Here is a 23,804-nt window from a genome sequence, read left to right on the forward strand (position 1 = left end):
CTGTTGATGTACAGATGTACACAGCCGGTGTTAGTGTCCGTCGGCAACGCAGCCAGGCCCGCCGCGCCCTGACCGAGAGCGATTCGACTCGATCGGCCCGCGCCCGCACCGGCCGCCCGCGCGACCACGCGCCGCACTCAGACCCGAACGGACCAAAGGACCAGCAGGGACACCTATGTCGAACACCGAAGGCCCGAGCACGCTGTTCATCGACGGGGCCTGGCAGCCCGCCGCCGCGGGCGGCGTCCGCGAAATCCACAGCCCCGCCGACGGCACCCTCGTCACCACCGTCTCCGAAGGTGACCGCGCCGACACCGAGCGCGCGGTGCTCGCCGCTCGCCGCGCCTTCGACGACGGCGCCTGGGCGAACACCTCCGCCTGGGACCGCGGTGACCTGCTGCTGCGGGTCGCCGACATCATCGTCCGGGACAAGGACGAATTCGCCCGCGCCGAATCCGGCGACACCGGCAAGCGCCTGGTGGAGAGCGAATACGACATGGACGACATCGCCGGCTGCTTCCGCTACTTCGGCAAGATCGCGGGAACCGACGGCGGCAGCGTCATCGACACCGGCTCCCCCGACTCGTTCAGCCGCGTGCGCTACGAGCCCATCGGCGTGTGCGGGATGATCACGCCCTGGAACTTCCCGCTGCTGCAGGTGGCGTGGAAGGTCGCGCCCGCCATCGCCGCGGGCGACACCTTCGTGCTCAAGCCCAGCGAGCTCACGCCGAGCACCGCGATCCTGCTGATGCGCGCGCTCACCGAGGCCGGGCTGCCCGCCGGGGTCGGCAACCTCGTGCTGGGCACCGGCCCCGAGGTCGGCTCGGTCCTGTCCGAGCACCCGGACATCGACCTGGTCTCGTTCACCGGCGGCCTGCACACCGGGCGCCGCGTGGCGGCGGCAGCGGCGGCCACCGTGAAGAAGGTCGCGCTGGAGCTCGGCGGGAAGAACCCCAACGTCGTGTTCGCCGACTCCGACTTCGACACCGCCGTGGACTACGCCCTGATGGCGGTGTTCCTGCACTCCGGGCAGGTCTGCTCCGCCGGGGCCCGGCTGATCGTGCAGGACGAGATCCACGACCGGTTCGTCGACGAGGTCGTGCGCCGCGCCGAGAAGATCCGCATCGGCGGCCCGTACGACACCGACGCCGAGACCGGACCGCTGATCTCCGCCGCGCACCTGGAGAAGGTCGACGCCTACGTCCAGAAGTGCGTCGAAGAAGGCGCCGTGCTGCGCACCGGTGGCCGCCGCCCCGAGGGCGAGCAGTACGCCGCCGGGCACTACTACCTGCCGACCGTGCTGGACGAGGTCGAGCAGGGCTCGTACGCGGTCGTCGAGGAATCCTTCGGCCCGGTGCTGACCGTGGAGCGGTTCACCGACGAGGACGACGCCGTGCGCATCGCCAACGACACCCACTACGGCCTGGCCGGCGCCGTGTTCAGCTCCGACGTGAGCAAGGCGCAGCGCGTCGCGCACCGGCTCCGCCACGGCACCGTGTGGATCAACGACTTCCACCCCTACCTGCCGCAGGCCGAATGGGGCGGATTCAAGCAGTCCGGCATCGGACGCGAGCTCGGACCCACCGGGCTCGGCGAGTACCAGGAGGCCAAGCACATCCACCAGAACCTGCGCCCTGTCCCCCCACGGTGGTTCGACGGGCGGTAAAGACCACGGCTCGTCGTGCTCTGGTGCCCAGGTAGCGGAACCTCAGTGAGCCTCTCGCTGCGGGATCTTTTTTCCAAGTGGCTCCGCCACGAGGAAAAAAGCTGTCCTCGCGAGAGGCTCACTGAGAACCCGCCGGTGACCGGCTTTTCGACGTGGGCTATGCGCTGACGCGCATACAGGCACGGCTTCGCCGCAAGGCAGGCGTTGCTTCGCCGCCCAAGGCACGGCTTCGCCGCGAGGCACCGCCTTCGTCCGCTAGGCAGGCGGGGCTTCGCCAACCACTGCACGGGCACGGGGTCGCAGGACATCCAGCAGTTCCACTTCGTTGCGCAACAACCACCCGTCGTTCGTCCCTCGCAGCCCGCGAGGCGGCGAGCGCGGGAAAGGAGTTAGGGCATGAGCGCGCCCTCCGGTGACGCCGAACTCGGCGAGTTCGGCTACACCAACAAGCTGAAGAGGACCCTCGGGTCGTTCCACACGTTCGCCGCGGGCATCAGCTACATCTCGGTGCTGACCGGCACCTTCCAGCTGTCGTACTTCGGATTGTCCTTCGGCGGTCCCGCCTACTGGTGGTCCTGGCCGATGGTGTTCCTCGGCCAGCTGATGGTGGCGTTGAGCTTCGCGGAGCTGGCCTCGCACTACCCGATCGCCGGGTCCATCTACAACTGGTCGAAGCGGCTCGGCGGCAAGCACGTCGCCTGGCTGGCGGGCTGGATGATGCTGCTGGCCTCGATCGTGTCGATCGCGGCGACGGCGCTGGCCTACCAGCACACGCTGCCGCAGATCTGGGGCGCCTTCCAGGTCATCGGCGACGGGACGGGCACGACCGAAGCCGCCAACGGGGTGCTGCTGGCATCCGGGCTGATCGTGTTCACCACGCTGATCAACGCGTTCGGCGTGAAGCTGATGGCCCGGATCAACAGCGCGGGCGTGGCGATCGAACTGGTCGCGGCGGTGCTGCTGATCCTGGTGCTGGCGGTGTTCGCGAACCGCGGGCCCGAGGTCGTGCTGGACACGCAGGGCACCGGTTCGGCCTACGGCGGCAGCGGTTACCTGGGCGCGTTCCTCGTCGCCGCGATCGCCTCCTCGTACGTGATGTACGGCTTCGACACGGCGTCCTCGCTGGGCGAGGAGTCGATCGACCCGCACCGCAACGCCCCGAAGGCGATCCTGCGGTCGCTGATCGCGTCGTTCGTGCTCGGCGGGCTGATCATCCTGCTGGCGCTGATGGCCGCCCGCGACCTGACCGCGCCGCAGCTGACCGAGGACGGGTTGCAGTTCGTGCTCACCGACGCGCTCGGCCCGCTGGTGGGCAGGTTGTTCCTGCTGGTGGTGTTCGTGGCGATCACGGTGTGCGTGCTGGCCGTGCACACCGCGGCGATCCGCATCGCGTTCGCGATGGCCCGCGACAACGCGCTGCCCGGCGGTTCGAAGCTGGCGCGGGTCAGCCCGCGGTTCCAGACACCGGTGATCCCGGCGATCGTGATCGGCGTGCTGGCGGTGGCGCTGCTGGTGTTCAACATCGGCCAGCCGCAGATCTTCTCGGCCGTGACCAGCCTGGCGATCATCCTGATCTACATCTCCTACCTGCTGGTGACGATCCCGATGCTGGTGGCCCGGCTGCGCGGCACGTGGTCGTCGGAGAAGCAGGAGGGGCGCTTCTCGCTGGGCCGCTGGGGCTTGCCGGTGAACATCGCGGCCGTGCTGTGGGGCATCGGCATGACGGTGAACCTGGCCTGGCCGCGCAACGAGGTCTACAACGCCGAACCGCCGTTCCACTGGTACCTGCAGTGGATCTCGGTGCTGTTCGTCGGCGTCGCCGCCGGCGGCGGCTTCGCCTACTACTGGTTCGTGCAGCGGCACCGCATCGGCGTGCTCGCCGACCACGCCGCGAGCGCTTCGGAAGGCACCGAGGACCCGAAACCTGCCCTGTCCTGAGCGGAAACGGAGTTGTGACCATGACCGAAGAGTTCGACTACGTGGTGGTCGGCGGCGGCAGTGCCGGTGCCGCGGTCGCCGCGCGACTGTCCGAGGACCCGTCCACCACGGTGTGCCTGCTGGAGGCCGGCCCGTCCGATGTGGGCGACAAGGCGATCCTGGAGCTGGACCGCTGGATGGCCCTGCTGGAATCCGGCTACGACTGGGACTACCTGGTGGAGCCGCAGGAGCAGGGCAACTCGCACATGCGCCACGCCCGCGCCCGCGTGCTCGGCGGCTGTTCCTCGCACAACTCGTGCATCGCGTTCTGGGCGCCCGCCGAGGACCTCGACGAGTGGGAGTCGATGGGCGCCACCGGCTGGGGCGCGAAGGACATCTTCCCGCTGTACAAGCGGCTGGAGACCAACGACGGCCCCGGTGATCACCACGGTCGCAGCGGCCCCGTGACGCTGCGCAGCGTACCGCCGAAGGACCCGTCCGGGGTGGCGCTGCTGCGGGCCTGCGAGCAGGCGGGCATCCCGATCACCGAGTTCAACTCGGGCAAGACCGTCACGCACGGCGCGAACTGGTTCCAGATCAACGCCCGCGAGGACGGCACCCGCTCGTCGTCCTCGGTGTCCTACCTGCACCCGATCATCGGCAAGCGCCCGAACCTGGAGGTGCGCACCGACGTGCGCGCCAAGAAGGTCGTGTTCGACGGCAAGCGCGCCACCGGCGTCAACTACCTCGACCCCGACCTCATCCACACCCGCACGGTGCGGGCGCGGCGCGAGGTGGTGCTGTCCACCGGCGCCATCGACACGCCGAAGCTGCTGATGCTCTCCGGCATCGGCCCGGCCGAGCACCTGCGCGAGGTGGGCGTGGACGTGCTCGTCGACTCCCCCGGTGTGGGCTCGAACCTCCAGGACCACCCGGAGGGCGTCATCGGCTGGGACGCGAAGCAGCCGATGCCCACCGAATCGACGCAGTGGTGGGAGATCGGCATCTTCACCACCACCGAACCGGGCCTGAACCGGCCGGACCTGATGTTCCACTACGGTTCGGTGCCGTTCGACATGCACACCGCGCGGCAGGGTTACCCGACGACGGAGAACGGCTTCTGCCTGACGCCGAACGTCACCCGCAGCCGCTCGATCGGCACGGTCCGGTTGCGCACCCGCGACTTCCGGGACAAGCCGCGGGTCGACCCGCGGTACTTCACCGACCCACACGACATCCGGGTGATGACCCACGGCATCAAGCTGGCCCGCGAGATCGTGTCGCAGCAGGCGATGCAGGGCTGGGCGGGCGCCGAGCTGCACCCCGGCCCGGACGTGCGGACCGACGACGAGGTCGCCGACTACATCCGCAAGACGCACAACACCGTGTACCACCCGGCGGCCTCGGTGCCGATGGGCGCGGACGACGACGTGAACGCGCCGCTGGACGCGCGGCTGCGCGTGAAGGGCGTCGAGGGCTTGCGCGTGGCGGACGCTTCGGCGATGCCGTTCCTGGTGGCGGTGAACCCCAACATCACCACCATGGCCATCGGAGAGAAGTGCTCCGACCTGCTCAAGGAGGACAACGCCGCGTAATTCGCGCGGCGCAGGTGAGACGGCCCCTCCGGCCCCCGTTCCGGAGGGGCCGCCTCGCGTTCGGAGCAAGTCCGGTTCAGGGCCTCGCGAGGCCGAAGAGCGACTCGGCGTTGGCGTGCGCGATCTTCCGCTGGTCTTCGGGGTCGGGGAGCTCGTGCAGGAAACCGCCGAGGGCCGTGGCGTCGAGCCGGTGGAAGGGGTAGTCGCCGGAGAACAGGATCCGGTCGGCGGTCGTGTACTCCAGCGCGTGGCGGAGCAGGCGCGGTGCGAGCATCCCGCTCGTCGCGATGTGGATGTTGGTCGAGAAGTAGTCGGCGACGCGCCGTTCGAGGTGGGTCGCGACGTTCGAGAGGCCGTCGACGCGGTCCAGCGCGAACAGCAGCATCTCGCCCCAGTGCCCCAGGACGATCTGCAGGTCCGGGTGCCGGTCGAAGGTGCCGCGCACGACGAGGCGCAACGCCGCCAGTCCGGCCTCGATGTGCCATCCCCAGCCGAAGGTGGCCAGCGCGAGGTCGGTCATCGGGTCGACCCCGCTGTAGGACGCCTCCCTGACCGCCTTCGGCGGGATCTGGGGATGCAGGAAGATCGGCTTCCCCGCTTTCGCGGCAGTCGCGAGCAGGTCGTCGTTGGCGGGGTCGTCCAGCGGGCGTTCGCCGCTGCGGCCGTAGGACATGATCCCGACATGAGCGGGGTCGTCGGCGGTTCGCTCCAGCTCGGCCACCGCCGCGTCCGGGTCGGGCATCGGCAGCGTCGTCATCGCCCGCAGGCGGGTCGGACGGCGTTCGACGGCCTCGCTGACCCGGTCGTTCGCGTCGCGGCTCAGCTCGATCGCCTCGCGAACCGGGAGGCCGTGCGTCCCCGGCGGGGCGATCGAAAGGATCTGCACGTCGACTCCCGCCGCGTCCATGGCCTCGATCCGCTGCGCACCGATGTCGAGCAGGCGCGCGGAGATGTCGCCCCGGTCGTTCAGCGCCAGGCTGTCGTCCCGCTCACCCGCCGGTCGGGATCGCAGCGCTCGGTCGATGTCCTCGGTGGTCCAGTGCTCTTCGATCGCGATGACTCTCAACGCGCCCCTTTTCGCTCATGCTCTGGTGAGCGAGGCTAGCAGATTCGCTCAACAACTGTAGAGTGAAGCGTGTGGACGAACCGAAGACGCGCGCGGCCAAACGCGCCGCCACCGCACAGCAGATCCTCGAGGCCGCCCAGTTCGAGTTCGGCGAACACGGGCTCGAAGGCACTACCGTCCGCTCGATCGCGCGGCGAGCCGGGGTGGACCCGTCCCTCGTCATCCAGCACTACGGATCGAAGAACGACCTCTTCGCCATCGCGATCCGGCTGCCCGGCGACAGCACCGGCGACGACGTCGCCGGGCACCTCTTCGACGTCGTCGACGTCCGCCTCGGCGAGCTCCCACCCGAAACCCGCGCCCTCGTGCGGTCGATGCTCACGGCTCCGGAGGCGAGGGCGTCCATGCGCGACTTCCTCAACGAACGGACCGCGAACCTCGCGCGCGGCGGCGGCGAGGACGCCGAGCTGCGGGCGGCGCTGACCGTCAGCAGCATCCTCGGACTCACGATCGCGCGACACTTCCTCGGACTCGACGCGCTCGCCGAGATCTCCGAGCAGCAGGTCGAGAAGACCGTCCGCCCGTGGATCACCGCGGCCCTCGGCGACGACGTCGACCAAGTTCCCTCCCGCTGAAGGCGAACGCCGCCGAGTCGGTCAGGCCGCGAGGTGTTCGCCGTAGAAGTCGATCAGCTTGGTCACCGCCGGGATGACGTACTCGTCCCGGTCGTAGAGGTCCACGTGCGTGGCGCCCTCGATGATGCACAGCTCCGCCGGGGACGTCGCCGCCGCGACCGCCTCCCGGCTGTGGTGCGCGGTTTCCGCCTCCGACCCGGCGATCATCAGCAGCGGCCGGGGCGCGAGCAGCCGCATCAGCGCGAAGGAGTCGTGCAGCGCGACCCTGCCGAGGTCGCGCACCAACCGGGTGCCGCCGGCGCGCGGGTGAGCGCCGCGCGCGGTGCGGTAGAACTCCCAGGTCTCCCGGTCCTGGCGGGATTCGGAATCCCGCATCTCGTCCGGGACCCACGGCACCCGGTGCAGCGGCTCGCCCCGCGCCTCAGCGGTGCGCACCGCCCCGGCCTGGGCGAGCACGGCGTCGAGCACCGCGGGGTCCTGCTTGCCGTCGATGCCCTCGCGGATCACTTTGCCGAAGTCAGCTGCGCTCACGGTGGCCACGGCCTTGATCCGCCGGTCGGTCTGCGCGGCGTAGGGGACGTAGCCGCCAGAGGCGCAGATGCCCAGCGCCCCGATCCGCTCAGGATCGATCTCCGCACGAGCGGCGAGGTGGCTCACCGCCGAGCGGATGTCCTCGGCGCGCTGGGAGGGGTCCTCCGTGCCGCGCGGTTCGCCTTCGCTCTCGCCCTGGTAGGCGGCGTCGAAAACCAGCACGGCGAACCCGGCGCGAGCCAGGCGTTCACCGTAGATCGTCGGGCTCTGCTCCTTCACGCCGCCGCCCGGATGGGAGACGACGACCGCCGGTAGCCGGGCACCGGTGTGGTCGTCCGGGGTGAACAGGGCCCCGGCGATGGCGAGACCGTTGCTGGGGAAGGTGACTGACGTCTTCATGCGCTTCTTTCGGCGGAGGGTTCGAAGGCGGCGGCTGAAACGCCGTCCGCCCATCGAGGTTCACCCGCGTCGGACGCCGGAAGAAGAGCCGCTCGTGTCCTAGGACAGCGCTGTCCCAGGACCCGCACGCCCTCCATCACCTGACGCTCGCTGGAAGACTGGTCCGCATGAACGACGCCGCGCACCGCAGCGAACTGGGCGATTTCCTCCGAGCCCGGCGCGAGGAGCTGAACCCCGCCGCGGTGGGGCTGCCCGGCACCGCCGGCAGGCGGCGGGTCACGGGCCTGCGCCGGGAGGAAGTGGCGGCGCTGACGTCGATCAGCACCGACCACTACACCCGCCTGGAACAGGGGCGCAGGCAGGCTTCCGAACCGGTGCTGGACGCCCTCGCGAGAGTCCTGCGGCTCGGGGACGACGAACGCGCCTACCTGTTCGGGCTGTCCGGCAAGGACGCCGCCCGGCCGCGCCGACGGGCCGTGCGGGAGGCCCAGCCGCAGCTGCGGCGGCTGCTGGACGACCTCACGAGCACACCGGCCGTGGTCCTGGGCCGCCGCACGGACGTCCTCGCGTGGAATCCGATGGCCGCCGCGCTGTTCATCGACTTCGCCCGGGTTCCGCCGCAGGAGCGCAATTTCGTGCGGCTGGTGTTCACCGATCCGGCCTTCCGCGCGCTGTACCCGGATTGGGCGTACACCGCCCAGGCCTGCGCGGCGCAGCTCCGCATGGAGGCCGCCCTGGATCCGGACGATCCGGAGCTGGCCGAGCTGGTCGGCGAGCTCTCGGCGCGGGATCCCGATTTCCTGCGGTGGTGGGGTGCCCACGAGGTCGCCGTGCGCAGCGAGGGCGCCAAGCGGCTGCGCCATCCGATCGCCGGAGATCTCACGCTCGACTGGTCGACGCTCACCTGCGCCGCCGACCCCGGCCAGCAGCTCATCACGTTGACCGCGGAGCCCGGCACTCCCGGCCACGACGGCCTGCGCCTGCTCGCCGCGCGCGTGAGCGATGGGGTCGCCACGGCGGAACGCTAGGCGTCGCGGGGATTTCCGGGCACCGAGGCGGTCCGGGGCGCGGGCCGTCGAGCAGCGTCGGCCTTCGTTGACGGCACACCCCTGCGCGAGTAACTTGTTGATCAACTAGTAAGTTTCGGAGCCGGGGAACTCCGCGGCCGGTCGTCGTCCTCGTGCAGCGACACCCGGCGGCGGACCCCCGCCACGAACTCCCCCCGAAGGAAGCCATGATCTCCGACGACCTGCGCACACGCCGCCTCGCCATCATCGACGAGCACATGAACACCGAGGTCACCCACGAGTTCGACCTCACCCTGGAGACGTTCCACGGGCACCCGCACTACGAGATCATGGCCACGGGCCAGGTCTTCGACGGCGCCGACGAGGTCATGGGCTACTACCGCACGACCCGCCAGGCGTTCCCCGACCAGCGCCACGACAACGTCCGCACCCACGTCTCCGACGAGACGATCGTCGTCGAGTTCGACCTGCTCGGCACCAACCTCGGCGAGTTCTACGGCATGCCCCCGACCGGCAAGTCCTTCCGAGTCCCGGTCATCGCCGTGTTCTTCTTCGAGGAGGACCGCATCGTCAACGAACGCGTCTACTTCGACAGCGCGAGCCTGGTCAACCAGATCGGCCGCGGCGAGCTGCTCGCCGGGGTGGGCCAAGACCTGTGATCGCGGCGCCGCCGCCCCGGGACCACCGCCGAGGAGGAACCCCGATGAGCCGTCACGAATCCCGCCGCTCCCAGGAAGAACGGCGCGACGAGGCCGAACGGCGCCTGCTCGACGCCGCGGCGGAGCTGATCGGCGAAGTCGGCCCGTCGAAGGTGACGCTGGCGGCCATCGGGGAACGCGCCGGGTACAGCCGGGGCCTGGCGACGCACCACTTCGGTTCGAAACCGGCGCTGATGGAGCGGCTCGTCGACTCGGTGACGGACCGGTTCCGGGAGGTGCTGCGCCCGGATGCCCCGGCGGCCTCGACGGAGGATGCGGCGCTGGACCTGATCCGCACGTACTTCGCCGTCCTCGCCGACCTCCCCGCCCCGAACCGGGCGCGGCTGCTGCTGTGGGCGGACGCGGCGGCCACCGCGTCCGCGGACGCGCGCCCGGCGATGATCTCGGCGGACCGGGTGTTCCGCGAGGAGATCACGCGGGTCCTGGAACGCGGCAAGGCCATCGGCGAGATCCCCGACTCCGTCACTCCCGGCGGGCTGGCCACCGTGATCATCGGAATGCTGCGCGGTGTCGCGCTGGAGTCGATGCTCGACGACACCGTCGATCTCGACGCCTGCCGCGCGGAGGCCGAACAGCTGATCACCACCCGGCTGGCAGGACGGCGCTCCGGATCCGACTCGCCGGATCCGGAGCGATCGGGCACACCTGATCTCTCCCGTTGACTACAGTTCGCTGACCGCCGTCCGCGACGTCGCCGGAACGAGCGCACAGGAGCGCATCGGTTCTCCGCCAACGGTTCCCGTTCATCGGCCCAGTGAGAAATGAGGACTCCGTGAAAGTGCACCACCTCAACTGCGGCACCATGCACTCGCTGATCGCACCGCTGATCTGCCACGTGCTGCTGATCGAGATCGAGGGCGGCCTGACGCTCGTCGACACCGGTTTCGGCTTGCAGGACATCGCGGCCCCGGCTCAGCGCCTCGGAATGATCCGACACCTGAACCGCCCGGCGTTGGCGCCCGAGGAGACCGCGGCCCACCAGGTCGAACGGCTCGGCTTCAGCCGGAACGACGTGCGCCACATCGTTCTCACACACTTCGACTCCGACCACATCGGCGGCCTGTCCGACTTCCCGGACGCCCAGGTGCACCTCACCGCCGACGAGGCCGCCGGGGCACTGCGCCCGTCGTCCGGGCAGGAACGGTCCCGATACCGTTCCGCCCAATGGGCGCACCGCCCGAACCTCGTCGAGCACCGCCCGGACGGCGAAGCGTGGCGAGGTTTCGCGGCGGCGAAGGAACTCACCGGCATCTCCCCCGGCATCGTGCTCATCGCGCTGCCCGGCCACACCCGAGGGCATGCCGCCGTCGCGGTGGACGCGGGTGAGCACTGGGTGCTGCACGCCGGTGATGCGTTCTTCCACCGGAGCACGCTCGACGGCGGCTCGGCACCCACCGCGCTGCGCGTGCAGGAGGCCGCCATCGCCCACGACCGGGCGAAGGTCCGCGACAACCACGCCCGCCTCGCCGAACTCCACCAGCGCGGCGAACCGGAGCTGGCCATCATCTGCGCGCACGATCCGGTGCTGCTCGAGAAGATGCGGGGCTGAACTCCTCCCGGAGGTCACGGGTCGACGAGGTGGCGCAGGTAGGCGTCCGGGTTCGCGAGGTAGCGGGCCCAGTGGTCGACCTGGTCCAGGTCCGCCCACGTCGTCCGCCGCAGCCCGTGTTCGCCGACTTCGAGGACGTCCGCGCCGGGCACGCCAGCCAGGATCGGCGAGTGGGTGGCGCAGATGACCTGCGCGCCGGATTCCCCGATCTCGTGCAGCAGCGCCACGAGCCGCAGGCACGCGCTGAACGACAGACCCGCCTCCGGCTCGTCGAGCACGTAGAAACCCCGTGCCCGCAACATGTGGTGGAAGACGGCGAGGAACCCTTCGCCGTGGCTCATGCGGACGGTGTCCGCGTCCCAATAGCCGGGCGCTCCCGCGAGGTTGCGGATCATCTCGAACGCGGTCTCCGCGCGCAGGAAGAAACCGCGCTTCCCGGTTCGCGACCCGGCGCGCATCTTGGCGCCCGCGGAGGTCGTCTCCAGTTCGAGCACCTCGCCGAGCGGCGTCTTGGGCCGGTTGCTCGCGTACTTGCGGCCCGCCTTGCCGCCGTAGGAGTCGAGCCCGAAGCCTTCGGCGATGGCCTCGACCAGCGTCGACTTCCCCGAGCCGTTCTCGCCGACCAGCATCGTCACGGGCTTGGTGAAGGTGATCCCGCGCTCGGCCACCTCCCGCACGCACGGCACCGAGAACGGCCACGACCGCCACGTCTCGGGGTGGCGGGCCGTCCGGACCCGCGCCCGCTGAACGAACACCGCACCTCCCGAGGAAACCGCACAACTGTTCGATCCAGGATGCCACAGCGCCGCTGTTCCCGTCTCGGGCCGGTCCACGCGGAGAGCCACCGGGCGCGCCGGGGGAAATGCGAGCAGCCGTCACCGGAACCCGGTGCCGAGCATGTCGGGCCCGGCCTGGGCGAGGCGCTGACGCGGCAGGTTCCACAGCGCCTCCGCGACTCCGGCGCGGACGCCCGAAAGCGAGTAGCGCACGAGGCGAACAATTGCTCATAATTGAGCCATGACCTGCACAGATAAAGGTCATATCCGCCTCGAATCCGTTCGGGATCCGCACTCGACCAAGGTGAAATCGCCCATGCAGCACACGATCCTCGACCGCGTGGACCGGGTCGCCGACGACGTCGCCGCCCTCGTACTCCGCGGGGCGGACGGCCCGCTGGCCCCCTGGACGCCGGGCGCGCACGTCGACCTGTCGCTGCCGAACTGGCTGACCCGGCAGTACTCGTTGTGCGGCGACCCGGCCGATCGGGAGCACTACCGGGTCGCGGTGCGGCTCGACCGGCTCAGCCGCGGCGGTTCGGAGTACGTGCACCTGTTCCTGCGCGAGGGCCGGAAGCTCGAAGTGTCGTTGCCGCGCAACAACTTCCCGCTCGTCCCCGCGCCTGAGCACTTGTTCGTCGCGGGCGGGATCGGCATCACCCCGATGCCGCCGATGCTGCGCGCCGCCGCCGAAGCGGGCGCGGCGTTCACCTTGGTGTACGCCGGGAAGTCCGCCGAGAGCATGCCGTTCGCCGCCGAACTCCGCTCGGAGCACGGCGACCGGGTGCGGCTGGTCGCCACCGAAGCGCAGGGCAGGCCGGACTTCGCGGCGCTCGCCGCAGAGCTGAGCCCGGACGCGCAGGTCTACTGCTGCGGACCGGCACCGATGCTCGACGCCGCCGAGGCCGCGTTCCCCGCCGAACGCCTGCACGTCGAACGATTCCGGCCCGCCACCAAGGAATTCGCGCCGAACACGCCCTTCGACGTGCACTGCGCCCGATCAGGACGAACGGTGCAGGTCCCGCCGGACGAGTCCATGCTGGACGCGCTCAACCACGCCGGGAGCCGGATCCCCTCCGGCTGCCGCGAAGGCGTCTGCGGCAGCTGTGAAATCACCGTCCTGGACGGAGAACCCGAGCACCGCGACGACATCGGCGCCCCGGCGGGCCGCCTGTACTCCTGCGTCTCCCGCGCCTCATCCCCCGCTCTCACCGTGGACCTGTGACCCGAAGGCGGACGACGATGCTCCCCAAGATGCGCGCGCCCGAGACCCGCAAGATGATCACGCTGGAAGTGCTCGCGAACACCCGCACGACACCGAACTTCGCCACCATCACCCTCGGCGGCCCCGAACTGGCGCATCTGGAGAACATGGGGCACGACCAGGCGGTGCGGCTGTTCTTCCCCCGCGCCGGGCAGGAGCGGCTCCGGATGCCGGTCTCCTCCGGCAACGCGTGGATGGCGGAACTGCTCCTGCTGCCCAAGTCGCGCCGTCCGCGGGTGCGCAACTACACCATCCGCCGGATCCGCCCGGAGCGCGGCGAGCTGGACATCGAGTTCGCGCTGCACGGCGACGCACCCGCCTCCGACTGGGCCCGGCGAGCCCGCCCCGGAGATCGGGCGGGGATCTTCGACCTGGGCATCACCTACCTGCCTCCGGCCGACGCCGCCTGGCAGCTGCTGGCCGGAGACGAGAGCGCGGTGCCCGCGATCCTGGCGATCCTGGAGCACGCCCCGGAATCGCTGGTCGCGGACGTGTTCCTGGAGGTCCCGGAAAGCGGGGACATCCGCCGCGACATCATCGCGCCGGAAGGGGCCCACGTGCGATGGCTCGCCCGCGACGGCGCCGGCGACCTCCCCGGAACTCTCGCGCTGGCGGCGGCGAAACGAGCTCCGCTGCGACCGGGCCGCTCCTACACCTGGACCGCGGGCGAGACCAAGCTGCCCACCGGCCTGCGCCGCCACCTGGTGCAGGAGCACGGCGTGCCGAAGTCCGACATCGCGTTCTTCGGCTACTGGCGCCACGGCCGCTCCAGCCCCGGCTGAGGGGGGAGCGTCGGCACTCCTCCCCCGCTCACGCTCCGGGGCCACCTCTTCCGTTCATGGCGCGGGCCACGGCTCACGTCCCGCATCGGGACGCACGAGCGGGACCGGCCGAGCGGCGCGGGGGAGGGTGGGCACCGCTCGGCCGGGACCGACGTCGGCCGGGGCTTCCGGACGCCGGCCTGGGTGCCTCGCCGGGGCGCTCGCGGTCCGGGGTCACGAGCGCCTCCGGCGAGGCGCGGCTCACCGCTGGTCGGGGCACGGCGGCGAGCCGCGGTTCAGGGGATCTCCCGCCGTCACGCGGCGTTCGAGGGGCCCCACTGCTCGGGCGATGCACGAAATGAACGACGTTCGGCGAGGACGGCCAAGGCGGTGCGGAACACGGCGATGCGCACCGGCTCCGGATCCGCCCCGCCTACGACCGCGGCGACGCACGAACCGCACACTTCCCGCCCGTCACTCGGCAACGGCACGTCGAGAATCCGCCGCGTCCGCCCGCTAATCGGATGCCCGCACGCCCCGACGATCACCGGCCCGGCCGTGTCCCGCGCGACCACGTGCCAAGTCCCGCACCATTCGGAGGTCACCCAGGCCCGGCGACGAACCGAGTCCGAACTCATGGACCAGGCTCCACGCGCAGCACCGAACCGACCTCGATCACGGCAGCACCTGCGGCGTTCTCCTCTCCCAGAGCCAAAATCCGCGAACAGGCCATGCACGGCATTCCCACGACGCCGTCGAGGACCTCGACCTCATCGACCCCGAGCACCGCATCGCACATCGCGCGGTACTCCTCCAGAAACGGCCCGGTCGCCACGTGCACCACCCGCCGCGCCTCCCCCACGACTCCACCCCGAAACCGAACCCGCACCGGCCCGCTCACGGCTCGGTCACGGTGACCGATGCGCGCTCGCGGAAGGAACCGACTACGTGGCTCGACCCGCAGACCGTCTGCCCAACGGTCATCTCCCCTGGTCGACATCCTCATGGCACATGGCCTCCTGTTCGTACAAATCGGTTCCTCGTGTCCGCACGGCTCCAACTCGTCATGCCGGGACCCTCGATGACGAAGAATTCGCCGTGCCCACAGCATTCAGCGCGCTCGCCCTCCCCGGAACGGCCTAGGGACGTACCCGGCACGCACTTATGGCGTACGCGATCGCCGATGACTGGATTTCACGGGGAGTCGTCGTGGAACATCAGAACGTGACCATTACTCGTTGGACCGGACTCGAAGCGAAGTTGCTCCGCCAGTCCTTGCGGCTTACCGTCACCGACTTCGCCGCCCTGCTCGGGGTAAACCCGCGAACGGTCAACAAGTGGGAAGCACGCTGCACTCGGATCACCCCACTTCCGGAGATGCAATCGGCGCTCGACACCGCTCTGCGGCACGCTGACGCTGACGCGGCCGAGCGGTTTCGCGAACTTCGCGACCATGAGGGCGCACATCGGGCACCCGAACCTGACGCCGAGCAAGTGCACCCGCACGATGTCGAACTTGCGCAACTCGGCGACTTCATCGGCGAGGACATGGCTTCACGCCGAGCATTTCTGAACCTGACGCTCTTGACCGGAGCAGCACTCGTGATTCCGGTTCGCCGATGGGCGGCTTCCACCCCGCTCACCTCCTTGGTACCGGGAAAGATCGGGGCCGAGGAGATCGATGGATTGGAACGCGCCGTCGAGCTCTTTCGCCACTGGGACGCGTCCGGCCACGGCGGCCTCCACCGCAAAGCGGTCGTAGGACAACTGCACGGTGTCATCGATGCGATTCAACATCGGCGTCCGGCTTCCGAGCGACGACGTCTCTTCACCATCGCCGCCGAGCTCTCTCAACTCGTCGGCTGGATGACCTACGACGCGAGTCTGCCCGCCAGCGCACAGCGCTACTTTCTCTTCGCACTTCGCGCGTGCGAGCAGGCCACGGACGTGGAACTCGGGGCGAAGATCGTGGGTGACATGGCGCAACTTTCCAAGAGCCTTGGCAACTACGACGACAGCCTCGGCTTGGTGAGAACCGCATTGGCGACCCTCCCCCGGACCGCCAACCCCCTCGTTCGGGCTGAACTGCTCGGACACGAGGCGTGCACCTACGCCAGATTCGGTTCCGAGGACGCGACCAGCACTCGACGGTCCGTCGATGCTGCGATGGACGCGTTCGACCAGATGGCACCGGCCGACCACCGAGCTTGGAATCGATACATGGATCGAGCCGAACTCGACAGTCTCGCCGCTTCCGCCTACATCCAGCTCGCGCTTCGGGAAGGACGCTCCACGTCTTCTGCCACCGATGCCGAGCACCACGCGGTCAACGCCACCCTCGTTCGTCCAGCGAACAGGGTGCGCAGCCGCCTGTTCGATGATGTGCGCTTGAGCAAAGTACGCCTGGCCCAACGCGAACCCGAGGAATCCACCGAACTCGCCGATCGAGCCTTGACCCGAGCCATGGCGATCAGCTCCCCGCAGGCTATTCACCGCCTGCGAGTTCACAGCCGGACCCTCACTGCCGGTTACGGTGATCTGGCCGTAGTGCGAGCGTTCTCGGCTCGCTTGAGCGAACACCTGCACCAGAGCGACCAGAAAGTGAGCGACATCCATGCCTGAACCCGCGATCACGATCCAGCGCGTGCCGGTCGAGCAGGCGGGAGAACTCCAGGATGAGCTCGGGGAGGCTTATCGCGACGCCTTCTCCGAAGCGCCCTACCACTACGGCGACGAACACGTGCGCCTGTTCACGAAGCGGTTCGGCGTTCAACACCTGCGCGCGGGCGCCGCACTCGTCGTCGCCCGCGCCGAAGCGGGCGAGGTGGCGGGCTTCGGCTTCGGCTTCACCATGCCGACCGGCGCACCGTGGTGGAGCGACCTGACCGGTGAGCTCGACCCGTCGATCACGGATGAACCAGAGGGGCGCACCTTCGCTCTGACCGAACTCCTCGTCCGACGACCGTGGCGGGGCCAGCGAGCCGCCACCCGGCTCCACGACCAGCTTCTCAACGGTCGACACGAGCAACGCGCGACCCTGACCGTGCGGCCCGCCGCCACCGCGGCTCAGCACGCCTACGCCAGCTGGGGATGGCGCAAGATGGCGCAGAAGCACAACCCGCAGCCCGGCTCCCCCCTGGTCGACATCCTGCTCAAAGACCTCCGACCCTGATCCCCCCTTCAAACCCGCACGCTCTCGGGAACCCGCAGGGGGCCAACGTCGAGCGGCCACGGCGGGCCGACCCGTTCGACGAGCCGCGGACCGTCAGGGGTGCGGATTACGCTGCGGTGCATGGACTTTCGGGATGAGGCGCTGGATCAGCTCGACCTCTACTGGGGACAGTGGCGGCCTCGGCTGGACGGGCTCAGCGACGCGGAGTACTTCTGGGAACCCGTCGACGGGTGCTGGTCGGTGCGGGAGACCGAACGCGGCTGGGAGTTCGACTTCGCGTTCCCCGCTCCCGACCCGGCGCCGTTCACGACGATCGCCTGGCGGCTGTGCCACATCGCCGACCACGTCTTCGCGATGCGGGTCTCGAACCACTTCGGCGACGGCTCCTACCGGATCGACCACCACCACTACCCGAGCAGCGCCGCCGACGCCCTCGCCCACCTGGACCGGCACCACGAGCTGTGGCGCGAGGGCATCGGGTCCATGCCCGCGGAGCGCTGGTCGCAGCCCGTCGGAGCGGCCGAAGGGCCGTACGCCGACCGGAGCTACCTGACGCTCGTGCTGCACCTGAACCGGGAGCTGTTCCACCACGGCGGTGAGGTCGGCCTGCTGCGCGATCTGCACCGGTTCTCCTCCGCCACGGCGTGATCTCCCGCGCACGGCGGTACTGCTCGCCGAGGGCTCCGTGATCGAATGGGCTGCGCACAGTCACACCGGAGCCGGAGCGAGCATGTCGACAGGGCAACAGAAGAAGCAACGCACACCGGTGTGGATCACCGTCGTGGCCGCCGTGATCATCGGGGGCGGCTGGTTGGTGTTCGAATCCGGCCTGCTGGACCGGGTGCTCGCCACCGACTCCGCGACCAGCACCGCGTCGGCGGGCGAGGCGACCGGGCAGCTCGCGGAGCTCAAGGTCGAACCCGAAGGCTCCATGGACGGCTACTCCCGCGACAGCTTCGAGCACTGGATCCCCGCGCCGGACGCGGGGAAGAACTGCAACACCCGCGAAGCGGTGCTGCGCCGCGACGGGGAGAACGTGCAGGTGAACAACTCCTGCGAGTCGACGTCGGGCAGCTGGGTCAGCACCTACAGCGGCGAGACCGTCGCCGACGACTCCGACGTCGACATCGACCACATGGTGCCGCTGGCCAACGCGTGGCGAAGCGGCGCCGACGAGTGGACCGACGAACGCCGCGAGCAGTTCGCCAACGACATGGACATCCCGCAGCTCGTCGCCGCCGACAAGCGCTCCAACCGGTCGAAGGGCGACAAGGACCCGTCGAAGTGGCGGCCCATCGAGTCCGCGTGGTGCGAGTACTCCACGGACTGGGTCACCGTGAAGCACTCGTACGGCCTGTCCATCACCACCGCCGAGAAGTCGGCGTTGCAGGAGATGCTCGCCACCTGCGGCTGAGAGGAGCGCGAGGATGCGCTTGGGGTTGGGACTTCCGCAGTTCGGGACGTTCGCGCACCCGGACCACGTGCGCACCGTCGCCGCGGAGGCCGAGGCCATGGGTTTCGCCAGCCTCTGGGCCGGGGAGCGGGTGCACGCCCCGTACGAGCTGCTGACGCCCTACCCCGGCGGGGACGGGACGATGCCCGCGCAGATGCGGGCCGGGCTCGACCCGCTGCTGACGTTGAGCATCGCGGCCACCGCCACCACGCTGCCCCGGCTGGGCACAAGCACGCTCAGCGCCCCGCTGCACTCGCCGATCCAGCTGGCCCGCGGCCTCACCGGGCTCGACCTGCTCAGCTCCGGCCGGCTCATCGCCGGGCTGGGGCTGAGCTGGTCCCGCGACGAGTACAACGCCGCCGGGGTGCCGTGGACGGAACGCGGCGCGCGGCTGGACGAGACCCTCGACGTGCTCGGCGCGGCGTGGGGCCCGGATCCGATCGAGCACCGCGGCCGGTTCTGGACGATCAGCGCGGGCGACTTCCAGCCGAAACCGCAGCGCAAGATCCCCGTCTACCTCGGCGGCGGCTCGGATGCGGCGCTGCGCCGCATCGCGCGCCGCGCGGACGGCTGGCTGGCGATCGCACTGCCGCTGGACGCCCTCGGCCGCATGCTTCGCGCGCTGCGCGAACACCCCCGCGACGCCGGGCTCGCCCCGGTCCGGACGGTGCTGCGGGTGAACCCCGAACTCGGCCCACCCGGTTCCCGCCCCGTGCAAGGCCCCGTGGAGCAGATCGTGGACTACCTGCACGCCGCCGCCGAACTCGGCGTCGAGGAAGCGTTCATCGACCTCCAGTTCACCTGCACCACGGTCCCCGAACTCCTCGACAACGCCGCCCGCTTCCACAGCACCTTCACCCCCTGACGCCCGGTCCACCCACGGCAGAACCATGCTCTGCGGCGAAGAGCTGCCCTGCGGCGAAGCCGTGCAGTGGGCGGCGAAGCCAGCCTGCCCTGCGGCCGAAGGCCGCGCCCGTGTGCGCGCCAGCGCACGCTGAAAAGCCGGCCACCCGCGGGTTCTCAGCCGGTCTCTCGCGGAGACGGCTTTTTCCCTCGTGGCGGAGCCACTCGGGAAAACGTCCCGCAGCGAGAAGACAGCTGAGGTTCCGCCACCCGGACACAAGCAAAACGAGCCCGAACCCCGCTCCAGGGTCTAGCGGACATACCGGCTAGTCGGTACGGTCCGAGTCATGGTGTCCAGCGACCCCTCGATCAAAGCGGTGATCTTCGACTACGGCGGGGTGCTCACCACGCAGGGCCGGGTCGCGATCAACGCGTGGACCCGCGCCGAGCGGATCAAGCCGGAGACGTTCTCCGCCGCGCTCAAGGAATGGCTGTCCCGCAGCGCCCCATCGGGCACGCCGATCCACCGCTTGGAGACGGGCGAGATCTCCGGCGCCGAGTTCGACCGGCTGCTCGCGGCGCGGCTGCACACCGTGGACGACGAACCCGTCGCGCCGGACGGGCTGATGGCGCGGATGTTCTCGTACATGCGGCCGGACGACGCGATGCACCGGCTGGTCGCCGACTTGCGCGAAGCAGGTCAGCGCACGGCGCTGCTGTCGAACAGCTGGGGCAACAACTACCCGTGGGACACCTTGAACGGGCTGTTCGAGCTGGCCGTCATCTCCAGCGAGGTGGGCTTGCGCAAGCCGGACCCGCGGATCTACGAGCTCACCTTGGACCGGCTCGGCCTGCGCCCGCAGGAGGCCGTGTTCGTCGACGACGGCGCACCGAACATCGAGGCCGCCGAGGAGCTCGGGCTGCGCGGCGTGCTGCACACCGACGCCGCCAAGACGCGCGCCGAACTCGGCGGACTGCTGCCACGGCTAGGACCCGACATCGCGGAGGAGACCGAATGAGCGACGACCTGCCCGGACTCGACCTCACCCGGTTGCGCGAGCACCTCGACCGCGAACTGCCGGGCCTCGTTTCCGGGCCGCTGACCGGGCAGCTCGTGCAAGGCGGGCGTTCGAACCTCACCTACGTCGTCGGCGACGGGGCGCAGAGCTGGGTGGTGCGCCGGCCTCCGTTGGGGCACGTGCTGGCGACCGCGCACGACATGAGCCGCGAGCACCGGGTGATGTCGGCGCTGGCGGGCACCTCGGTGCCGGTGCCGCGCACGCACCTGATGTGCCAGGACGACGGCGTGCTGGGCGCCCCGTTCTACGTGATGGAGCACGTGCCGGGGACCGTGTACCGCTCCCCCGAGCTCACCGCGAACCTGAGCGTCGAGCAGCGCCGGGACTTGTCGCTGCGGCTGATCGACGTGCTCGCCGACCTGCACACGCTGGACCCGGAGCAGGTCGGGCTGGGCGACTTCGGGCGTCCGGACGGCTTCCTGGAGCGCCAGGTCCGCCGCTGGAGCAAACAGCTCGCCGCGTCCCGCAGCCGTGAACTCGCCGACATCGACCGGCTCGCCGAGCTGCTCGGCGCGCGGGTCCCGGCCACCCGGCGCACCGGGATCGTGCACGGCGACTACCGGCTGGACAACGTGCTGGTCGGGGACTCGCTGGAGATCAGCGCGGTGCTGGACTGGGAGATGGCGACGCTCGGCGATCCGCTCACCGACGTGGGGTTGCTGGCCGTGTACTGGGAAGGGCTCGACGGCATCGAGAACAACCCCATCGCCAAGGGCATCGGGCCGGAGTACGACTTCCCGCCGGTGCGCGAGCTGTGGCAGCGCTACGCCGAGCGCAGCGGGATCGATCTGTCCGATGTGGAGTGGTACCGGGCGTTCGGCTTCTTCAAGCTCGCGGTGATCAGCGAAGGCATCCACTACCGCTACGCCCACGGACAGACCGTCGGCGACGGCTTCGAGCACATCGGGGCGCTGGTCCCACACCTGGTCTCCCAGGGCCTGTCCGCACTCGACGAGGAGGCATGACATGGACTTCGGCTACGACGCCCGCACCGAGGAGTTCCGCGGCAGGCTCGCGGAATTCATGGAGGAGCACATCTACCCGGCGGAGCCGGTGCTGCACGAGCAGCTCGCCGCCTCCGTGGACCCGTGGGCGCACGCACCGATCATCGAGGACCTCAAGGCGAAGGCCAAGGACGCGGGCCTGTGGAACCTGTTCCTGCCCGGCGAGCACGGCGCGGGGCTGACGAACCTCCAGTACGCGCCGCTGGCCGAGATCATGGGGCGCAGCCCGCACCTGGCTCCCGAGGTGTTCAACTGCTCCGCGCCGGACACCGGCAACATGGAGGTGCTGACGGAGTTCGGCACCGAGGCGCAGCGCGAGCAGTGGCTTGATCCCCTGCTGGCCGGGGAGATCCGGTCCGCGTTCTGCATGACCGAACCGGAGGTGGCGTCCTCGGACGCCACCAACATCGGCACCCGCATCGAGCGCGACGGCGACTCCTACGTCATCAACGGCCGCAAGTGGTGGTCGTCCGGGGCGATGAGCCCGCGTTGCAAGATCCTCATCGTGATGGGCAAGTCCGATCCGGACGCGCAGCGGCACCGCCAGCAGAGCCAGATCCTGGTGCCCGTCGACACGCCCGGTGTGCGGATCAAGCGCGGCATGCACGTGTTCGGCTACCACGACGGCGACCACGGCGGGCACGCCGAGATCGTGTTCGACAACGTGCGGGTCCCGGCCGAGAACATCATCTCCGGGGAAGGCGAGGGCTTCGCCATCGCGCAGGCCCGGCTCGGTCCGGGGCGCATCCACCACTGCATGCGCGCCATCGGCATGGCCGAACGCGCCCTGGAGCTCATGTGCCGGCGCACCCTGCGGCGCACCGCGTTCGGCGGTCCCATCGCCGATCAGGGCGTGGTGCAGCAGTGGATCGCCGACGCGCGCATCAGCATCGAGACGAACCGGCTGCTCACGCTGAAGACTGCGTGGCTGATGGACACCGTCGGCAACAAGGGCGCGCACACCGAGATCCAGTCGATCAAGGTGTCGGTGCCGGAGATGGTGACGCGCATCGTGGATCGCGCCATCCAGGCGCACGGCGCGGCCGGTGTCAGCCAGGACACGCCGCTGGCTTCGCTGTACGCGCACGCCCGCACCCTGCACATCGTGGACGGCCCGGACGAGGTGCACCGCCGCTCCCTCGCCCGCCGCGAACTCAAGCAGTACCGCTGAAGATCCTGCCAGAGTGACCTGCGCGGGGGTCGTCCAGCGGAACCTCAGCGGGTTCCTCGCTGAGAACCCGCCGGTGGTCGGCCTGCTCAAGCTGGTCACTGCTCAGCGGCTCCGCCGCTGACAAGACGACGAAGACTTTGCAAAACTCGTCACCATCTGGAAACCCGACGACGAAGTGAGGGAACCATGCCGCAGAAGACCGCGATCGTCACCGGTGCCGCCCGTGGGATCGGTGCGGCCACCGCGAAACGGCTCGCCCAGGACGGGTTCGCCGTGGCGGTGATCGACCTCGACGAGCAGCAGTGCGCCGAGACGGTGTCGGCGATCGAGTCCGCGGGCGGCAAGGCGCTGGCCGTGGGGGCCGACGTCAGCGACTCCGACCAGGTCACCGCCGCCGTGGAGCGGGTCGCCGCCGAGCTCGGCGCGCCCGTGGCGCTGGTGAACAACGCGGGCGTGCTGCGGGACAACATGCTGTTCAAGATGTCCGACTCCGACTGGGACACCGTGATGTCGGTGCACCTGCGCGGGGCGTTCCTGATGAGCCGGGCCACCCAGAAGTACATGGTCGAGGCCAAGTGGGGCCGCATCGTGAACCTGTCCAGCACCTCGGCGCTGGGCAACCGCGGCCAGGCCAACTACTCCACGGCGAAGGCGGGGTTGCAGGGCCTGACCAAGACGCTCGCGATCGAGCTCGGCAAGTTCGGCGTCACCGCGAACGCCATCGCGCCCGGCTTCATCGCCACCGACATGACCAAGGCGACCGCCGAGCGCGTCGGTGCCTCCTTCGAGGACTTCTCGAAGGCCGCCGTCTCGACCATCCCGGTGGCCCGCGCCGGTGAGCCGGACGACATCGCCAACGCCGCCTCCTTCTTCCTCGACGAGCGCTCCGGCTTCGTCTCCGGCCAGGTCCTGTACGTGGCGGGCGGCCCCCGCGACTGACTGCTCCTCTTGCAGGATCCGCGTAGGTGTCCGGGTGGCGGAACCTCCAGCGGTTTCCTCGCCGCGGGACCGATCTCCGCCACGGGGGACATCGCCGTCCTCGCGGGGAAACCGCTGAGTACCCGCCGGTGGTCGTCTTGCTCTGGCGGTCGCTGCTGGGCGGCTCCGCCGCTGACGAGACACGGACGAGGAACCCGGCTCGCCTGGAACGCGGACGTGCTCGGAGTCGTCCCCAGC

Annotated in this window: 23 protein-coding genes; 19 read left to right on the forward strand and 4 right to left on the reverse strand. The window is 70.0% G+C overall.

The window, feature by feature from the left end; translation table 11 throughout:
• Positions 1 to 175 precede the first annotated feature (175 nt).
• The 3 genes from OOZ19_RS05710 to OOZ19_RS05720 all read left to right on the forward strand — a co-directional run bounded on the left by OOZ19_RS05710 (position 176) and on the right by OOZ19_RS05720 (position 5,178).
• A complete protein-coding gene (locus OOZ19_RS05710) occupies positions 176 to 1,666 on the forward strand; it encodes an aldehyde dehydrogenase family protein (protein WP_266088935.1) in 1,491 nt (496 codons plus the stop codon).
• 396 nt (positions 1,667 to 2,062) lie between these two features.
• Positions 2,063 to 3,604 carry an APC family permease gene (locus OOZ19_RS05715; protein ID WP_266088936.1) on the forward strand — a complete coding sequence of 514 codons (1,542 nt, stop codon included), beginning with the start codon at positions 2,063 to 2,065 and terminating at the stop codon, positions 3,602 to 3,604.
• 20 nt (positions 3,605 to 3,624) lie between these two features.
• The gene (locus tag OOZ19_RS05720) at positions 3,625 to 5,178 is read left to right on the forward strand and encodes a GMC family oxidoreductase (protein WP_266088937.1); all 1,554 of its coding nucleotides are present in this window, start codon (positions 3,625 to 3,627) and stop codon (positions 5,176 to 5,178) included.
• Between the two features lie 76 nt (positions 5,179 to 5,254).
• On the opposite strand, the gene OOZ19_RS05725 is transcribed toward OOZ19_RS05720, so the two are convergent.
• Positions 5,255 to 6,244 (reverse strand): amidohydrolase family protein, encoded by a 990-nt coding sequence (locus OOZ19_RS05725; protein ID WP_266088938.1) that lies wholly within the window; start codon positions 6,242 to 6,244, stop codon positions 5,255 to 5,257.
• 71 nt (positions 6,245 to 6,315) lie between these two features.
• Here OOZ19_RS05725 and OOZ19_RS05730 point away from each other — a divergent pair, with 71 nt between their 5' ends.
• Positions 6,316 to 6,879: a TetR/AcrR family transcriptional regulator gene (locus tag OOZ19_RS05730; RefSeq protein ID WP_266088939.1), complete on the forward strand. Its 564-nt coding sequence runs from the start codon at positions 6,316 to 6,318 to the stop codon at positions 6,877 to 6,879.
• A 21-nt stretch (positions 6,880 to 6,900) separates the two neighbouring features.
• On the opposite strand, the gene OOZ19_RS05735 is transcribed toward OOZ19_RS05730, so the two are convergent.
• Positions 6,901 to 7,809 carry an alpha/beta hydrolase gene (locus tag OOZ19_RS05735; protein WP_266088940.1) on the reverse strand — a complete coding sequence of 303 codons (909 nt, stop codon included), beginning with the start codon at positions 7,807 to 7,809 and terminating at the stop codon, positions 6,901 to 6,903.
• Between the two features lie 167 nt (positions 7,810 to 7,976).
• Here OOZ19_RS05735 and OOZ19_RS05740 point away from each other — a divergent pair, with 167 nt between their 5' ends.
• From OOZ19_RS05740 to OOZ19_RS05755, 4 genes are all read left to right on the forward strand, one after another.
• Positions 7,977 to 8,837: a helix-turn-helix transcriptional regulator gene (locus OOZ19_RS05740; protein ID WP_266088941.1), complete on the forward strand. Its 861-nt coding sequence runs from the start codon at positions 7,977 to 7,979 to the stop codon at positions 8,835 to 8,837.
• A gap of 206 nt (positions 8,838 to 9,043) precedes the next feature.
• On the forward strand, positions 9,044 to 9,496 hold the full coding sequence (locus tag OOZ19_RS05745; protein ID WP_266088942.1) for an ester cyclase: 453 nt from the start codon (positions 9,044 to 9,046) through the stop codon (positions 9,494 to 9,496).
• A 44-nt stretch (positions 9,497 to 9,540) separates the two neighbouring features.
• On the forward strand, positions 9,541 to 10,218 hold the full coding sequence (locus OOZ19_RS05750) for a TetR/AcrR family transcriptional regulator (protein ID WP_266088943.1): 678 nt from the start codon (positions 9,541 to 9,543) through the stop codon (positions 10,216 to 10,218).
• Positions 10,219 to 10,328: 110 nt separating this feature from the next.
• The gene (locus OOZ19_RS05755) at positions 10,329 to 11,105 is read left to right on the forward strand and encodes an MBL fold metallo-hydrolase (protein ID WP_266088944.1); all 777 of its coding nucleotides are present in this window, start codon (positions 10,329 to 10,331) and stop codon (positions 11,103 to 11,105) included.
• A 14-nt stretch (positions 11,106 to 11,119) separates the two neighbouring features.
• On the opposite strand, the gene OOZ19_RS05760 is transcribed toward OOZ19_RS05755, so the two are convergent.
• Positions 11,120 to 11,860, reverse strand: a complete 741-nt coding sequence (locus OOZ19_RS05760; RefSeq protein WP_266088945.1) for an AAA family ATPase — start codon at positions 11,858 to 11,860, stop codon at positions 11,120 to 11,122.
• Positions 11,861 to 12,197: 337 nt separating this feature from the next.
• Here OOZ19_RS05760 and OOZ19_RS05765 point away from each other — a divergent pair, with 337 nt between their 5' ends.
• On the forward strand, positions 12,198 to 13,106 hold the full coding sequence (locus OOZ19_RS05765; protein WP_266088946.1) for a PDR/VanB family oxidoreductase: 909 nt from the start codon (positions 12,198 to 12,200) through the stop codon (positions 13,104 to 13,106).
• 29 nt (positions 13,107 to 13,135) lie between these two features.
• Positions 13,136 to 13,927 carry a siderophore-interacting protein gene (locus OOZ19_RS05770; RefSeq protein WP_266088947.1) on the forward strand — a complete coding sequence of 264 codons (792 nt, stop codon included), beginning with the start codon at positions 13,136 to 13,138 and terminating at the stop codon, positions 13,925 to 13,927.
• Positions 13,928 to 14,540: 613 nt separating this feature from the next.
• Here OOZ19_RS05770 and OOZ19_RS05775 read toward each other — a convergent pair.
• Complete coding sequence (locus OOZ19_RS05775; protein WP_266088948.1) at positions 14,541 to 14,768, reverse strand: hypothetical protein; 228 nt, start codon at positions 14,766 to 14,768, stop codon at positions 14,541 to 14,543.
• A gap of 347 nt (positions 14,769 to 15,115) precedes the next feature.
• Between OOZ19_RS05775 and OOZ19_RS05780 the strand changes: the two genes are divergently transcribed.
• The 9 genes from OOZ19_RS05780 to fabG all read left to right on the forward strand — a co-directional run bounded on the left by OOZ19_RS05780 (position 15,116) and on the right by fabG (position 23,567).
• Positions 15,116 to 16,528 carry a helix-turn-helix domain-containing protein gene (locus OOZ19_RS05780; RefSeq protein WP_266088949.1) on the forward strand — a complete coding sequence of 471 codons (1,413 nt, stop codon included), beginning with the start codon at positions 15,116 to 15,118 and terminating at the stop codon, positions 16,526 to 16,528.
• Entirely contained in the window at positions 16,521 to 17,078 is a 558-nt protein-coding gene (locus tag OOZ19_RS05785) for a GNAT family N-acetyltransferase (protein ID WP_266088950.1), read from the forward strand. Before OOZ19_RS05780 ends, OOZ19_RS05785 begins: the two co-directional genes overlap by 8 nt.
• 120 nt (positions 17,079 to 17,198) lie before the next feature.
• Entirely contained in the window at positions 17,199 to 17,726 is a 528-nt protein-coding gene (locus tag OOZ19_RS05790; RefSeq protein ID WP_266088951.1) for a DinB family protein, read from the forward strand.
• Between the two features lie 82 nt (positions 17,727 to 17,808).
• Entirely contained in the window at positions 17,809 to 18,492 is a 684-nt protein-coding gene (locus OOZ19_RS05795) for an HNH endonuclease family protein (protein WP_266088952.1), read from the forward strand.
• A gap of 13 nt (positions 18,493 to 18,505) precedes the next feature.
• A complete protein-coding gene (locus OOZ19_RS05800) occupies positions 18,506 to 19,396 on the forward strand; it encodes a TIGR03619 family F420-dependent LLM class oxidoreductase (protein ID WP_266088953.1) in 891 nt (296 codons plus the stop codon).
• 325 nt (positions 19,397 to 19,721) lie between these two features.
• Positions 19,722 to 20,393, forward strand: coding sequence for an HAD family hydrolase (locus OOZ19_RS05805; RefSeq protein ID WP_266088954.1), 672 nt, complete (start codon positions 19,722 to 19,724; stop codon positions 20,391 to 20,393).
• Positions 20,390 to 21,418: a phosphotransferase family protein gene (locus OOZ19_RS05810; RefSeq protein WP_266088955.1), complete on the forward strand. Its 1,029-nt coding sequence runs from the start codon at positions 20,390 to 20,392 to the stop codon at positions 21,416 to 21,418. The genes OOZ19_RS05805 and OOZ19_RS05810 overlap by 4 nt, the downstream gene beginning before the upstream one ends.
• A 1-nt stretch (position 21,419) precedes the next feature.
• Positions 21,420 to 22,628 carry an acyl-CoA dehydrogenase family protein gene (locus OOZ19_RS05815; protein ID WP_266088956.1) on the forward strand — a complete coding sequence of 403 codons (1,209 nt, stop codon included), beginning with the start codon at positions 21,420 to 21,422 and terminating at the stop codon, positions 22,626 to 22,628.
• 186 nt (positions 22,629 to 22,814) lie between these two features.
• Positions 22,815 to 23,567: a 3-oxoacyl-ACP reductase FabG gene (gene fabG / locus OOZ19_RS05820; protein ID WP_266088957.1), complete on the forward strand. Its 753-nt coding sequence runs from the start codon at positions 22,815 to 22,817 to the stop codon at positions 23,565 to 23,567.
• The last annotated feature ends 237 nt before the right edge of the window (positions 23,568 to 23,804 follow it).

This window comes from Saccharopolyspora sp. NFXS83, assembly GCF_026241095.1.
GTDB lineage: Bacteria > Actinomycetota > Actinomycetes > Mycobacteriales > Pseudonocardiaceae > Saccharopolyspora_C.

Coding starts and splice junctions, on each gene's coding strand:
- OOZ19_RS05735 (WP_266088940.1), bottom strand. CDS start 7,809: ATGAAGACGTCAGTCACCTTCCCCAGCAACGGTCTCGCCATCGCCGGG.
- OOZ19_RS05800 (WP_266088953.1), top strand. CDS start 18,506: ATGCGCTTGGGGTTGGGACTTCCGCAGTTCGGGACGTTCGCGCACCCG.
- OOZ19_RS05815 (WP_266088956.1), top strand. CDS start 21,420: ATGGACTTCGGCTACGACGCCCGCACCGAGGAGTTCCGCGGCAGGCTC.
- OOZ19_RS05770 (WP_266088947.1), top strand. CDS start 13,136: ATGCGCGCGCCCGAGACCCGCAAGATGATCACGCTGGAAGTGCTCGCG.
- OOZ19_RS05765 (WP_266088946.1), top strand. CDS start 12,198: ATGCAGCACACGATCCTCGACCGCGTGGACCGGGTCGCCGACGACGTC.
- OOZ19_RS05785 (WP_266088950.1), top strand. CDS start 16,521: ATGCCTGAACCCGCGATCACGATCCAGCGCGTGCCGGTCGAGCAGGCG.
- OOZ19_RS05810 (WP_266088955.1), top strand. CDS start 20,390: ATGAGCGACGACCTGCCCGGACTCGACCTCACCCGGTTGCGCGAGCAC.
- OOZ19_RS05790 (WP_266088951.1), top strand. CDS start 17,199: ATGGACTTTCGGGATGAGGCGCTGGATCAGCTCGACCTCTACTGGGGA.
- OOZ19_RS05740 (WP_266088941.1), top strand. CDS start 7,977: ATGAACGACGCCGCGCACCGCAGCGAACTGGGCGATTTCCTCCGAGCC.
- OOZ19_RS05750 (WP_266088943.1), top strand. CDS start 9,541: ATGAGCCGTCACGAATCCCGCCGCTCCCAGGAAGAACGGCGCGACGAG.
- OOZ19_RS05795 (WP_266088952.1), top strand. CDS start 17,809: ATGTCGACAGGGCAACAGAAGAAGCAACGCACACCGGTGTGGATCACC.
- OOZ19_RS05710 (WP_266088935.1), top strand. CDS start 176: ATGTCGAACACCGAAGGCCCGAGCACGCTGTTCATCGACGGGGCCTGG.
- fabG (WP_266088957.1), top strand. CDS start 22,815: ATGCCGCAGAAGACCGCGATCGTCACCGGTGCCGCCCGTGGGATCGGT.
- OOZ19_RS05720 (WP_266088937.1), top strand. CDS start 3,625: ATGACCGAAGAGTTCGACTACGTGGTGGTCGGCGGCGGCAGTGCCGGT.
- OOZ19_RS05715 (WP_266088936.1), top strand. CDS start 2,063: ATGAGCGCGCCCTCCGGTGACGCCGAACTCGGCGAGTTCGGCTACACC.
- OOZ19_RS05805 (WP_266088954.1), top strand. CDS start 19,722: ATGGTGTCCAGCGACCCCTCGATCAAAGCGGTGATCTTCGACTACGGC.
- OOZ19_RS05745 (WP_266088942.1), top strand. CDS start 9,044: ATGATCTCCGACGACCTGCGCACACGCCGCCTCGCCATCATCGACGAG.